The organism is Nesterenkonia sp. AY15, assembly GCF_022565855.1.
GTDB lineage: Bacteria > Actinomycetota > Actinomycetes > Actinomycetales > Micrococcaceae > Nesterenkonia.
Genome location: NZ_JAJOYV010000001.1, coordinates 720,314 through 733,114, shown reverse-complemented (window position 1 = coordinate 733,114; position 12,801 = coordinate 720,314). Strand labels below are relative to the sequence as shown.

The following is a 12,801-nucleotide window of genomic DNA, read 5'->3' as shown; positions in this document are numbered from 1 at the left end:
TGAGACATTGTTCTGTTGCCTGCGAACCAACAGCAAGGTTCAAGCTTTACTTGAACCTTAGGGGATCCCAGGTAGGCAGTCCCTGTCTGATGTCCTTTTCGGTCATAAGCCTACGCGCCACACGCGCCTAGCGCGTCACCGGCGCGCTCGGAGTTGAGATGTCGAGCACCTCGACGCCCTCGAACTCGCCCGCCGAGGAGCCCAGGATCGCTTCAAGCACCGTGGCCTTCTCGTCCCCGCGCTGGTCGTCGCCCCAGACGACGGTCCGCCCGTCCTGCAGCTCAAGCTGCACCGAATCCCGAGACTCCGCGGTGGCGGACTCCAGCGACTCGCGGGCGCCCTCGGGCAGCTGGCCCAGCACCGAGACGATGGTCTGGAAGACCGCTTCGTTCTCCAGGGCGGCCTCCGCGGAGATCACCGGGGTGGCGTAGCCCTGCGCATCCTCGGCCTGGGACTCGTCGAAGGTCCTGATCAGCTCTCCCTCCTGGCTGTAGAAGAGGATCTCCTCCCCCACGTGGACCTCTGCCACCGGGGGATGTTCGATCACCACGATGTCCAGGCCCTCGGGGAGCCGGGCGGCGACGATCACCTCGTCGACCGCGCGCTCGTCCTGCAGCAGCCGCTCGACGTCGCGCTGACTGACCTGAGCCAGCGGCGTGCCGTGCAGCGGCGCCAGCAGCTCCTGGGCGCGCTGATCGGTGAGCAGGTCGTTGTCCTGAACCGCGATCGCGCGCACCACCAGCAGCGGGGAGAAGTAGAGGGTGGCCACCACGCCGAGCAGCACCGCGAGGCTGATCAGCAGGGCGAGGATCCGTCGGCGGCGGCGCCGCCTGCCGATGACGGCGGCAGGCTCGGGGAAGTCCAGCGGGGACGCGTCACCGAACTCATCGTCGTCCGTGTCGGAGAACTCATCGTGGTCCGCGTCGGAGGGCTTGTCGTGGTCCGGGGCGCGGCGGGGGAACCGCAGCCTCATCGGCGCTCCGTGAGCGCGCGGAGGACGTCTGCGCCCAATGCGGTGACGTCACCGGCGCCGAGGGTCATGATCAGGTCTCCTGGACGGGCGGCCGAGGCCACGGCGTCGACGGCTTCGGCGACGCTGCGCACCGGGTGCCCCAGCAGGGCGGCGGTGACGCCCTCGATGGGCTCCTCCCGGGCCGGGTAGATCTCCAGCACCGCCACGGTGTCCGCCGCGGTCAGCGCAGTCCCGAAGTCAGCGGCGAAGGCGGCGGTGCGGCTGAACAGGTGCGGCTGGAAGATCACATGGACCTGCCCGTCAGCAGCGGTCAGCGAGGCGCGCGCGGCCTGGAGCACGGCGGCGACCTCGGTGGGGTGATGGGCGTAGTCGTCGTAGACGCGCACCCCGGAGACCTCTCCGCGCAGCTCGAAGCGGCGCGAGGTGCCTTGGAAGTGCGAGACGGCCGCGACGCTGGTTCCCAGCGAGAGTCCGGCTCGGCGCCCCACCGCGATGGCGGCCAGGGCGTTGAGCTGATTGTGCACTCCGGGCACCGCCAGGCGCAGCAGCGCCTCCTCGGCGCCCTCACGCACCACCCCGCCGTCGCGGGTGACGCTGCTCAGCCGAAGGTCGGCGTCCTCGCGGGTGCCGTAGCTGGTGATGCTCACGCCGCGGGCGGCCAGCGGCTGCTCCACCTTCGCCAGCAGTTCGCGGGCACCGGAGTCGTCGGCGCAGATGATCAGCGCCCCGCCGTCGGTGATCCGCTCGGTGAAGTCCACGAAGACCTGCTCCACCGCCTCCGCGGTGCCGTAGTGATCGAGGTGGTCGGCTTCGACATTGGTGACCACACCGACCTCTGGGGCGTAGTTCAGCAGCGAGCCGTCGGACTCGTCGGCTTCGGCGATGAACCACTCCCCGGTGCCCGCCGCGGCGTTGACGCCGAGTCCGGCGACGTTGGCGCCGACGGCGAAGGTCGGGGAGAGTCCGGCCTGCTCCAGCAGCACGGTGGCCATCGAGGAGGTGGTGGTCTTGCCGTGGGTGCCCGCGACGGCGACGGCGCGGCGGGTCCGCATCAGCGCCGCCAGACCCTGCGAGCGGTGCAGCACCGGCAGGCCGCGGCGCACGGCCTCGTCGTATTCGGGATTGCCGGCAGCGGCGATCGAGGAGGCGATCACCGCGGTGATGGGGTGGCCCAGCTGTTCCTCGGCGGCGGCCAGGTTCTCGGCGCGGTAGCCCACCTGCACGGCGGCGCCGCCGCGACGGAACTCCTCGAGCACGGGGAGCTCCTTGGCGTCGGTGCCGGAGATCGGCACGCCGTCGGCGGCCATCAGGCGTGCGACGGCGGAGACGCCCACTCCGCCGAGCCCCAGGAAGTGGACGTGCCCGAGTCCGGCGGCGGGAGGTTCAGCGGAGCTGGGCCGGGCGGTGGGATCCGCGGCGTGAGCAGGATTCATGGGAGGCAGGTTCACTTCGCGGTCTCGGACTTGCTCATCGGGTGGCCGGCGGCGGCGAGGGTGGCGCGGGCCATCCGGTCGTCGGCATCGGTGATCCCGCGCGAGGCCGACTGCTGCTCCATGGTGGCCAGCAGCTGCGGGTCCTCGAGCAGCGGAACGATGTTGCGCCGGATCCAGGACTTGTTGAAATGTTCGTCCTTGACCAGCAGGGCGCCGCCTGCGGCGACAAGTTCGCGGGCGTTGAGCTCCTGCTCGCCGTTGCCCACCGGCAGCGGCACGAAGATCGCGGGAAGCCCCACGGCGGCGACCTCGCTCACCGTGGCGGCGCCGGCGCGGGCGATGATGAGGTCCGCGGCGGCGTAGGCGAGCTCCATGCCGTCGAGGTATTCCCGCTGGTGGTAGCCGGGGGCTTGGATCAGCGCACCGTGCTCACCGGTGAGCGCCTTGTCCCGGCCGGTCAGGTGCAGCACCTGGGCCCCGGTGCCGAGCAGATCGGTCAGCGCCGCCTTGATCGAGTTGTTCAGCGACAGCGCCCCGGAGGAGCCGCCGGTGATCACCAGGGTGACCTTCTCCGGGTCCAGGCCCAGGGCCTTGCGGGCCTGTTCCCGCTGCTGGGCGCGGTCGAGCTGGGAGATCTCTCGGGCCATCGGCATGCCCACCCATTCGGAGCCCTTCAGCGGGGTGCCTTCGAAGGCGACGCCGGTGAAGGCGGCGAACCGGTGGCCCAGCTTGTTCGCCAGACCGGGGCGAGCGTTGGCCTCGTGGATGACCACGGGGATGCCCAGCCGGCGGGCCGCTACGAACACCGGGGTGCACACGTACCCGCCGACGCCCATGACCACGTCGGCCTGCTCGGCGCGGAGGATCCCGGCGGCGTCGCGCACGGCCTGCCCGAAGCGGGAGGGGAAGCGCAGCATGTCACGGGAGGGCCGCCGGGGCATGGCGACCTTGTCGATGGTCTCCAGTCGGTAGCCGGCCTCGGGGACCAGCCGGGTCTCGAGTCCGGCGGCGGTGCCGATGACGGTCTGGCGGACCTCGGGGGCGAGGCGATCGAGGGCCCGGGCGACTGCCAGCATCGGGCTGACGTGCCCGGCGGTTCCCCCGCCTGCGAGAACTATGGAGAGCTCATTCATGGGTTTTCCTTCGGCAGCCATCAGACGGACATGGGGTTTCGGTGGGAGGTTTTGGTGGCCTTCGACGGGGAGCTGCTCCGGCGAGGCCGGGGTCGGCCGTCCAGGCGCTGCCTGCGGGCGAAGTTCAGCACCACCCCGACGGCGATCAGGGTCACGGTCAGCGCCGAGCCGCCGTAGGAGATGAACGGCAGCGGCACGCCCACCACCGGGAGCAGCCCGGTGACCATGCCGATGTTGATGAAGGCCTGACCGTTGATCCAGGCGATGACCCCGAGGCAGACCAGTCGGGTGAACTGGTCGTTCGTGTTGTAGGCCACGCGGAACATCCCCACGGCGAGCACCGCGAAGAGGCCCAGCACCGTGAGGGTGCCGAGCAGTCCCAGCTCCTCTCCGATGATGGTGAAGATGAAGTCGTTGTGGACCTCGGGGATGTAGTCCCATTTCTGCCGCGACTGGCCCAGGCCGACGCCCCAGAAGCCGCCCGAGGCCAGCGCGTAGTAGCCCTGCTGCATCTGGTGACAGGGATCGGTGGGGTGGTCGCAGTTGACCCCGAGCCACGCCCAGACCCGCATCATGCGGTAGGGCGTCACCAGCATCAGCAGCGCCACCATCACCGCGGCGAGGCTGGCCGCGATCACGAAGTACCGCATGGCGACCCCGGCGGCGAAGAGCAGCGTCCCGACGATCAGGATGATGATCAGGCTGGTGCCCAGGTCGCCGCCGGCGAGCACCAGGACCAGCACCGAGAGGGCGCCGGGAGCCACGAAGGGAGTGACCCAGTGCGCGAACTGGGAGAGCAGCCGGCCCTTCTTGGCCAGCACCGCGGCGCCCCACATCACCAGGCCCAGCTTGGCGACCTCGGAGGGCTGTCCCTGGACCGGTCCGATCCGGAGCCAGTTCGTCGAGCCGCCGCCGGTATGGCCCAGCGGGGTGAACGCGACCAGGGCGAGCAGGACGGCGGAGAGCAGCATCAGGAACCAGCCGATGGCGCGCAGCCAGCGGGTGGGCAGGACCATCATGACCAGCATGCCGACGAGCCCGATGGCCGCCCAGGTGGCCTGGCGGGTCGCTGTGGTGAAGGCTCCCCCGGTCGGATCCACCGAGGTCGAGGACAGCACGAAGGTCAGCCCGATGATCGAGAGGGCGAGGGTGGAGCCGAGGATCAGCCAGAACGTGGTGTAGGGGTTCCCGATCTCCAGGAAGCTCCAGAAGCGCTGGACCCGGTTCTGCCGGGAGTCCGCCCGCTCCGCCTTCCAGCGCCGACCTGCGGCGCCGTCGGAGGTGTCGGCGTCCCGGGTGTCCGCGGCGGGGCCCTTGGCGGTGGAGGTCTTGGCGGCGGGGCCCTTGGCAGTGGAGGTCTTGGCCGCAGTCGATCGATGCACGCGCCGCTCAGCCGCCGGTTCGACAGGCTCGTCGCCCGGGTCGGTCTGGTCGTCCACGGCGCGAAGCTGGGACCTGCGCTGTTCGGGGGAGGCTGGGACTCGAGGTCTCCGCTTGTCCATCCAGTCCTCCTCCTGGTGAAGTCCCCTGCGGGGCTCCACGTCTGCGATCAATCGGTCATGAGCTCTGCCACTGCTTCGATGAATGCTTCCCCGCGGGCTGCGTAGGAGGCGAACTGGTCCATCGAGGCGGCGGCCGGGGCCATCAGCACCGTGTGGTGCGGCGCAAGCGCCTTGGCGGCTTCGGCGACGGCGGTCCGCATCGCGCGCACCCCGTCCTCACCCGCCAGCGACGCGTCCAACTCGCTGCGCCTCTCATCCTCCCGCAGGCGTCCACCGATCACCGGGACTCCCGGCGCGTGTCGCTCGAGGCTGGACCTCAGCTGGGAGGAGTCGGTGCCGATCAGGATCACCTGCCGCAGCCGTGGGGCGATCTCCCGGACGAGTTCGTCGTAGACCACCCCTTTGGGCAGTCCCCCAGCGATCCAGATGACATCGGTGAAGCTGCGCAGCGAGGCCGCGGCGGCATGTGGGTTGGTGGCCTTGGAGTCGTTGATCCAGAGCACGTCGTCGGCCTTCGCCACCGGCTGGATGCGGTGATCACCGGCCTCGTAGGCCTGCACGGCCGCTCGGATCGCGTCCGGTGCGGCACCGGCGGCGCGCGCCAGGGCGGCGGCGGCAAGGGCATTGGCGATGAGGTGCTGCGGGGCGAGCGGGCCGAAGTCGGCAAGTTCCGCCAGTTCCAGCGCCTGGTGCGCGCGATCGGCCAGGAACGCTCGGTCCACCAGCAGGTCATCGACCACGCCGAGCATCGAGGGTCCGGGGGCTCCGGTGGTGAAGCCGATGGCTCGGCATCCCTCCTGGACGTCGGCCTCGGCGACCATGTCCTCGGTGACCCGCTGGTCGGCGTTGTAGACGCAGGCCAGCTCGGTGTTCTCGTAGATCTTGGCCTTCGCCGCGCGGTAGTCCTCGAAGCTGCCGTGCCAGTCGACATGGTCCTCGGCGATGTTGAGCACCGCTGAGGCCAGCGGGGAGAGCAGCTCGGTGTATTCGAGCTGGAAGCTGGAGAGCTCCACGGCCAGGGCGTCATAGCCTTCCGGATCGCGGATCGCGTCGAGCACCGGCACACCGATGTTGCCGCAGGCGATGGCGCGCTGACCGTCGTGGATCAGCATCGACTCCAGCAGCGTGACGGTGGTGGTCTTGCCGTTGGTGCCGGTGACCACGAGCCAGCTGGGCTTCGTGGCGCCCGGGCGGGGTCCGAGCCGCCAGGCCAGCTCCACCTCGGAGAGGACCGGGATCCCGGCGGTGCGCGCCGCACTGATCAGCGCGGAGTCGGGCCGCCAGCCCGGAGAGGTGACCACGAGCTCGACGGGCTCACCGTCGAGCAGCGGCAGCTCGGAGAGGTGTTCCTCCCCGAGCAGGATCTGACTCACCCCGACCAGCCGCAGCGTCTCGGCGTCGCGGCGCGTCTTGGGTGCATCGGTTCCATCGACGACGACGACGCGCGCGCCCAGCTCGGCCAAGGTGTCGGCGGCGGCGAATCCCGAGACGCCGAGCCCGGTGACCATCGCGCGCAGTCCCTTCCAGGGGCCGTCCCAGCCGCGAAGCTCGGGGCGGATCTGCGGCTGCCGGGAATTCTGGTGCTGCGCGTGCTGTGGGTCCTGAGAGTCGGACACGCTCACTGACGGATCACCCATTCGCCGTAGAAGACGGCCAGACCGATGCCCACGGCGAGGGCGCCGATGATCCAGAACCTGACCACCACGGTGACCTCTGCCCAGCCTTTGAGCTCGAAATGGTGCTGCAGCGGGGCCATCAGGAACACCCGCTTGCCGCCGGAGAACTTGAAGTAGCCGACCTGGATGATCACCGAGAGGGTGATCAGCACGAAGAGCCCGCCCAGGATCACGAAGAGCAGCTGGGTATGGGTCAGGATCGCGAAGCCGGCCAGAGCGCCGCCGAGGGCGAGGGAGCCGGTGTCGCCCATGAAGATCTTCGCCGGTGAGGTGTTCCACCAGAGGAAGCCGATCAGCGCGCCGGTGATGATCGCGGCGATCATGGCCATGTCCATCGGGTCGCGCACCTCGTAGCAGACGCTCTCCACGGCGCTGCGGCTGCCGCAGGCCTGGTTGAACTGCCAGATCGAGATGATCGTGTAGGCGGCCGTCACCATTGCCGTGGCCGCCGTGGCGAGCCCGTCGAGGCCGTCGGTGAGGTTCACGCCGTTGGTGGTCGCGGTGACGATCAGGTTCGCCCAGATCACGAAGAGGATCATGCCGATGATCGGGCCGGCGAAGGCCAGGTCGAGCACCGTCTCGCGGACGAAGGAGATGTTCGTCGAGGCAGGGGTCAGCCCGTCGGCGTCGGGGAAGTTCAGCGCCAGCACGGCGAAGAGCACACCGACGGCGACCAGCCCGGCGATCTTGCGCCAGGGCGTCAGTCCCAGCGACTGCTTCCTGCTGATCTTCGCGAAGTCATCGGCGAAGCCGACGAGGCCCATGCCGACCATCAGCATCAGCAGCAGCAGCCCGGAGGCTGTCGGTCCGGCGGTGTCGCCGGTGATGCTCAGCAGCAGGTGGGTCAGCAGGTACGCGGCGACCACGGCCATCATGATGACCGCTCCGCCCATCGTGGGCGTGCCGCGCTTCACATGGTGGGTGGTGGGGCCGTCGTCACGGATGAACTGGCCGTATCCTCGCTTCACCAGGAAGCGGATGAACAACGGCGTCCCGACGAGGGTGAGTCCCAGGCCGAAGACGGCACCGATGACTACAGCGATCACAGGGCCCCTTCCTTTGCGGCGATCTTGTCACCCAGGAGTCTAAGCCCTGCGCTGTTGGAGGATTTGAACAGCACGATGTCACCGGGAGCGAGCTCCTGGTCCAGGTAGGCCTCGGCCTCCTCGACCGTGGCGACCCAGTGCACCTCAGAGCCCCAGCTTCCCTCCGCGATGGCGCCGCGGTAGAGCGGGTAGGCCAGATCGCCCACCACCAGGGTCTTGTCGATGTTCAGCCGCACCACGGTCTCCCCCAGCTGGGTGTGCTTGGGGATGGAGACGTCGCCGAGCTCGAGCATCGCGCCGAGCACGGCCACCGAGCGGCGCGCCGGGCGGCCCTGACCGGGTCTGGTGAGCATCGCCAGGGTGCGCAGCGCCTCCCGCATGGATTCGGGGTTGGCGTTGTAGGCGTCGTTGATCAGGGTGACCCCGTCGGCGCGCTCGGTGCGTTCCATCCGCCAGCGGCTCGCCGGGCCGAGCCCGTTCAGCCGCTCGGCGATGGCGTGAGGGGCGACGCCTGCGCGCAGCGCGCAGGCCGCCGCGGCAAGGAGGTTGGAGACGTGGTGGGCGCCGGTGAGGCCGGAGACCAGCGGGAACTCTTCGCCGGACTCGGTGAAGCGCAGCTGGAACCTCGGGTGCCCGGCCTCGTCGAGGCTGAGGTCCACAGCGCGCACCTGGTCCGGGGTCGCGGCGGCGTGGTCCCCGCCGGCGGCCTGACCGCCGTCCGGACCCGTCTCCTGGCCGGTGTCTTCGCTGAACCAGGTGATCGGAGCCTTCGCGGCCTTCGCCATGGGGGCGACCTGGGCGTCGTCGCGGTTGAGCACGACGGCGCCGGTGGCGCTGATCTCCTCGACGAGCTCCGCCTTGACGGCGGCGATCTTGTCCGCGCCGCCGAACTTGCCGGCATGGGCGGACCCGACCATGAGCACCGCCCCGATGTCGGGGCGGACCATCTCCGCAAGCTCGCGGATGTTGCCGGGGGCGTCTGCGCCCATCTCCACGACCACGTACCGGGTGTCCAGCTCAGCGGTGAAGATGGTCAGCGGGACTCCGACCTCGCCGTTGTAGGAGCCCTGGGGCGCCACGGTGGGGCCCTCGGGCTCGAGGATCGACTTCAGCAGGTCCTTGGTGGTGGTCTTGCCGGCGGACCCGGTGATGCCGATGACGGTGGTGGCCGAATGGGCGCGCACCCGGTCGAGGATCGCCGCGGCGATCTGTCCCATGGCGGTGACCACGTCGGTCACGATCACGCTGGGATGCGGGGCTCCGTGTGGGGTCTGGGTCTCGCGCTCGGCCAGCACGAGGGTGGCGCCGGCGGCGAGGGCGACGTCGATGAAGCGGTGACCGTCGGTGGTCTCCCCGGGCTTGGCGATGAACAGCGAGTCCGCGACCATGCTGCGCGAGTCGGTGTCCGCGTGGCGCACGCGGACCGCGGCGGGGTCAGGGACGCCGCGCAGGGTCCCTGCGGTGATCTCGGCGATCTCTTCGGCTGAGAGTTCGATCATGCCTTGTCGCCTCCTTCTGCTGTGGAAAGGCTGTGGGTCTTGTCGGTGTTCGGAGCGGACTCGGTCTGCGGAGCATCGTCGGCGGTGGGGAATCCGCGCAGGCGCAGCGCCCGGGCCAGCTCCACCCGGTCGTCGATCGGGTGCTTCGTCCCGGCGAAGTCCTGGTGGACCTCATGTCCGCGTCCCGCGAGGATGATGGTGTCCTCGGGCTCGGCCACCGCCACGGCGCGGGTGATCGCGTCGAGTCGCGGCGAGATCTCCTCCAACGTGGTGTCCAGATCCTCTTCGGCCAGGGCCTCACGGGCGCCCTCCAGGAGCCCGGCGCGGATCTGCGCGGGGTCCTCGCCGTGCGGATCGTCGTCGCTGATGATCACGTGATCGGCCATGCGCACCGCGATGGCGCCCATCAGCGGGCGCTTGGCGCTGTCACGCTCCCCCGCGGCGCCGACGACCAGGATGGTCTTCCCGCGCGAGGTGCTCGCGGCGGCCTCGAGGGTACGGATCATGGCATCGGGGTTGTGCGCGAAGTCGACGATCGCGGCGGGCTCGGTTCCGATCACCTGCATCCTGCCTGGGACGCTGATCGTGAAGGGGTCGGCCTGCTCGAGCGCGGTGACGATCTCGTCGCGACTGACTCCGAGCGCGGTGGACTCATCGGCGGTGAGCACCATCACGGCGGCCAGCGCCGCATTGGCGACGTTGAACCGGCCGGGCAGCCCGGTGCGGGAGCGGATGCTCTCCCCGGTGTGGCGGTTGCGCAGCGTGAAGGCGCTGCCGAGCAGATGCGGGGTCACCTCGGTGACGCTCCAGTCCGCGGCCGGGTCCGGCACCTCTGCGGTGGCAAGCGTCACGACGTGGCCGGTTGCGGTCTCAGCCATCCGCCAGCCCCAGGGATCATCCACGATGACCACGCTGCTGCGGGTCCGGCGACGGGCGAACAGGGCCGCCTTGGCCGCGAAGTACTCCTCCATCGACCCGTGCAGGTCCAGGTGGTCCTGGGTGAGGTTGGTGAAGCCCGCCACGGCGTAGAAGAGCCCGGAGGTGCGCTGATAGGAGATGGCGTGGGAGGAGACCTCCATCGCGGCGGCGGCGACGTCGGCCTCGCGGAAGAGCGCCATCAGGCTGTGCAGCTGCACGGCCTCCGGCGTCGTCATCTTCGAGGGGATGGTCGCCGCACCGGAGGCGATCTCGATGGTGCCGATCAGGCCGGTGGCGCGCTGGTGCGGGCGCAGCAGCGTGTCCAGCAGGGAGCGCAGGAAGTAGGTCGTGGTGGTCTTGCCATTGGTGCCGGTGACCCCGAAGAGCGCCGGCCCGGAGGTTGCGGTGTTGCCGTAGATCAGCGCGGCCGACGGGCCCGCCGCCTCGCGCACGCGGCGCACCTCGATGACCGGGATGCGGTAGCCCACGCGTTCGCGGACCTTCTCGGCGCCGGCGACGTCGGTGAGGATCGCTGCCGCCCCGCCGTCCAGAGCGGTCATCACGAAGTCAGCACCATGAGCGCGGGAGCCGGAGACCGCGACGAAGAGGTCCCCGGGGCCTACGGCCTTGGGGTCCATGGCGGCACCGGTGAGCCGGATCTCGCCTGCGGCACGACCCACGGGGGTGACCAGCGGGTCATAGCCGGTGCTGGCGAGCTCGGCGACGAGCTCTTCCACACTGGTGCCGAGCACGCCGTCTGGACGGAAGACTCGGTCCTGCTGCGCGACGCTCAGCCCTGCCTCTACCGCGCTCACCAGGGCTGATCCTGATTCTCGCCTTCGAAGCCGTCGTAGGCCTCGCTCTCCGCCCCGCTGGGCGCCTCGTCATAACTGCTAAGCACGTAGGCCATGATCTCACGGAACGTGTCGGTGACCTCCCAGTCACGCCAGTAGCCCTGCGGGCGGTGCACGGTGACGGAGACCAGATACTGCGGGTCATCCAGCGGCGCCATTCCGATGAAGGACTGGGTGTGGCCGTCGAACCCTCCGCCAGCACCGGCTGCCTCCGCGATCCCGGACTTGCCGCCCACGCGGTATCCGGAGACGGCGGCCTGGCCGCCGGTTCCGTAGTCCACCACGCCTTCGAACATCCGGAGCATCTCCGCGGAGGTCTCCTCGGAGAAGATCCGCTCACCCGGCTGGGTCTGAACCGGGTGCTCGGTGCCGTCGGCGTCGACGTAGGCGTCGATCAGGCGCAGCGGGACGTCGACTCCGCCGTTGGTCATGGTCTGGAAGGCCTGCACATTGTGCAGCACCGAGGTCGTGTAGCCCTGCCCGAACTGGGTGGTCAGGTGCTGGCGGGCGTCCCATTCCTCGGGGGGCCGCAGCACCGAGTTCGCTTCGGTCCCGAGCCCGATGTCGAGCGGTTCACCGAGGCCGACCCGGCGCATGTAGTCGTACCGGGTCTCTTCGGGGATCTCTCCGCCGATCATCACGGTGCCGGTGTTGTAGGAGCGGGCGAAGATGCCTGCGGCCGTCATGTCCAGGGTCGGGTGGCGGGTGGCGTCGCTGATGGTCTGGCCGTCCACCTCGTAGCGGTTGTCCACGGTGAAGCCGTCGGTGGGGTTCAGCGTCCCCTCCTCGAGCGCCATGGCGAAGGTGATGGCCTTGCCGGTGGAGCCTGGTTCGAAGTCCTGGGTCAGCGCGAGCGGTCGGCGGAAGAGCTCGTCGGTCTCTCCCGGTTCGGCCGGATCGACCGTCTCGGAGTCGGCCATGGCCAGGATCTCTCCAGTGGTGAGGTCCACGACGGTGGCATTGCCCCAGGCTGCGTTGTACTGGTTCGACTTCTTCGCGATCGCCTCCTGGGCGAACCACTGCAGGTCCTGATCGATGGTCAGGCGGACGTCCTGGCCGTCCTCGGCCGGGAGCTCCTCATAGGTGGCCACCGGAATCCGCACGCCGTCGCCGCCGACCTCATAGATCCGTTCCCCGTCGACGCCGCTGAGCGCCTCGTCCTGGGCGGCTTCGATTCCTTCGAGGGGGCCGTCAGCGCCCATGAATCCGATGATCGAACCCGCCACGGCGCCGGACGGGTAGCTGCGCTGGGACACCGGCTCGGCGTAGAGGCCGGGGAGCCCGATGTCCACGGCCTGCTCGCTCTGCTCAGGCGTCAGTGATCGAGCCACCACCGAATAGCGACTCTCGCCCACGATGAGGTCTGTGAGCTCCTCGGTGCTGCGATCCAGCACCTCGCCGAGCTCGGCGATCCCGGCCTGCACCGAGATCTCCTCGCGCAGCCCGGTGGCCTCGTCGCTGCGCTCGAAGTCTTCCACCACCGCCTGGTCGACGACCAGGTCATAGCGGTTCACCGAGGCGGCGAGCACTCGACCTTCGGTGTCGAGGATGTCCCCGCGGTGTGCGGGCAGCGGGACGCTGCGCAGTCGTTCGGAGACCGCCGCCTGGGCGTTTCCTGCAGGGTCCAGGCCCTGCACGTGGAAGAGGCGTCCTCCGAGCAGGAGCAGCATCACCAGGATCAGGGTGAGTCCGATGCGCATCCGGAACGAAAGGACCCGTTCTGCGCGTTTCTTCTGAGCGGCTGCCATGGCGTCAGCGTTCTCCCAA

At 69.7% G+C, this 12,801-nt stretch carries 9 protein-coding genes; all 9 read right to left on the bottom strand.

The annotated features are described in order from the left end of the window. Positions 1 to 127: 127 nt before the first annotated feature. The 9 genes from LSI54_RS03305 to LSI54_RS03265 are packed head-to-tail and all read right to left on the bottom strand — an operon-like array spanning position 128 to position 12,782. Positions 128 to 973: a cell division protein FtsQ/DivIB gene (locus tag LSI54_RS03305; protein WP_241469960.1), complete on the bottom strand. Its 846-nt coding sequence runs from the start codon at positions 971 to 973 to the stop codon at positions 128 to 130. Then, positions 970 to 2,406 carry a UDP-N-acetylmuramate--L-alanine ligase gene (gene murC, locus LSI54_RS03300; RefSeq protein WP_241477749.1) on the bottom strand — a complete coding sequence of 479 codons (1,437 nt, stop codon included), beginning with the start codon at positions 2,404 to 2,406 and terminating at the stop codon, positions 970 to 972. Before murC ends, LSI54_RS03305 begins: the two co-directional genes overlap by 4 nt. 11 nt (positions 2,407 to 2,417) lie before the next feature. After that, positions 2,418 to 3,539 (bottom strand): undecaprenyldiphospho-muramoylpentapeptide beta-N-acetylglucosaminyltransferase, encoded by a 1,122-nt coding sequence (gene murG / locus LSI54_RS03295; protein ID WP_241477748.1) that lies wholly within the window; start codon positions 3,537 to 3,539, stop codon positions 2,418 to 2,420. A 20-nt stretch (positions 3,540 to 3,559) separates the two neighbouring features. Beyond that, positions 3,560 to 5,041 carry a putative lipid II flippase FtsW gene (gene ftsW, locus LSI54_RS03290; RefSeq protein ID WP_241477747.1) on the bottom strand — a complete coding sequence of 494 codons (1,482 nt, stop codon included), beginning with the start codon at positions 5,039 to 5,041 and terminating at the stop codon, positions 3,560 to 3,562. 47 nt (positions 5,042 to 5,088) lie between these two features. Further along, positions 5,089 to 6,678 (bottom strand): UDP-N-acetylmuramoyl-L-alanine--D-glutamate ligase, encoded by a 1,590-nt coding sequence (murD, locus tag LSI54_RS03285; RefSeq protein ID WP_370644367.1) that lies wholly within the window; start codon positions 6,676 to 6,678, stop codon positions 5,089 to 5,091. Then, the gene (gene mraY, locus LSI54_RS03280) at positions 6,660 to 7,763 is read right to left on the bottom strand and encodes a phospho-N-acetylmuramoyl-pentapeptide-transferase (protein ID WP_241464325.1); all 1,104 of its coding nucleotides are present in this window, start codon (positions 7,761 to 7,763) and stop codon (positions 6,660 to 6,662) included. The genes murD and mraY overlap by 19 nt, the downstream gene beginning before the upstream one ends. Further along, positions 7,760 to 9,262, bottom strand: a complete 1,503-nt coding sequence (locus LSI54_RS03275) for a UDP-N-acetylmuramoyl-tripeptide--D-alanyl-D-alanine ligase (protein WP_241477746.1) — start codon at positions 9,260 to 9,262, stop codon at positions 7,760 to 7,762. The genes mraY and LSI54_RS03275 overlap by 4 nt, the downstream gene beginning before the upstream one ends. Next, positions 9,259 to 10,995 (bottom strand): Mur ligase family protein, encoded by a 1,737-nt coding sequence (locus LSI54_RS03270; protein ID WP_241477745.1) that lies wholly within the window; start codon positions 10,993 to 10,995, stop codon positions 9,259 to 9,261. The genes LSI54_RS03275 and LSI54_RS03270 overlap by 4 nt, the downstream gene beginning before the upstream one ends. Next, the gene (locus LSI54_RS03265) at positions 10,992 to 12,782 is read right to left on the bottom strand and encodes a peptidoglycan D,D-transpeptidase FtsI family protein (protein ID WP_241464322.1); all 1,791 of its coding nucleotides are present in this window, start codon (positions 12,780 to 12,782) and stop codon (positions 10,992 to 10,994) included. Before LSI54_RS03265 ends, LSI54_RS03270 begins: the two co-directional genes overlap by 4 nt. Positions 12,783 to 12,801: the final 19 nt, after the last annotated feature.

Bases quoted from the DNA above. Each gene is read 5' to 3' on its own strand.
- LSI54_RS03305 (WP_241469960.1), bottom strand. From the start codon at position 973: ATGAGGCTGCGGTTCCCCCGCCGCGCCCCGGACCACGACAAGCCCTCC.
- murC (WP_241477749.1), bottom strand. From the start codon at position 2,406: ATGAATCCTGCTCACGCCGCGGATCCCACCGCCCGGCCCAGCTCCGCT.
- murG (WP_241477748.1), bottom strand. From the start codon at position 3,539: ATGAATGAGCTCTCCATAGTTCTCGCAGGCGGGGGAACCGCCGGGCAC.
- ftsW (WP_241477747.1), bottom strand. From the start codon at position 5,041: ATGGACAAGCGGAGACCTCGAGTCCCAGCCTCCCCCGAACAGCGCAGG.
- murD (WP_370644367.1), bottom strand. From the start codon at position 6,678: ATGGGTGATCCGTCAGTGAGCGTGTCCGACTCTCAGGACCCACAGCAC.
- LSI54_RS03275 (WP_241477746.1), bottom strand. From the start codon at position 9,262: ATGATCGAACTCTCAGCCGAAGAGATCGCCGAGATCACCGCAGGGACC.
- LSI54_RS03265 (WP_241464322.1), bottom strand. From the start codon at position 12,782: ATGGCAGCCGCTCAGAAGAAACGCGCAGAACGGGTCCTTTCGTTCCGG.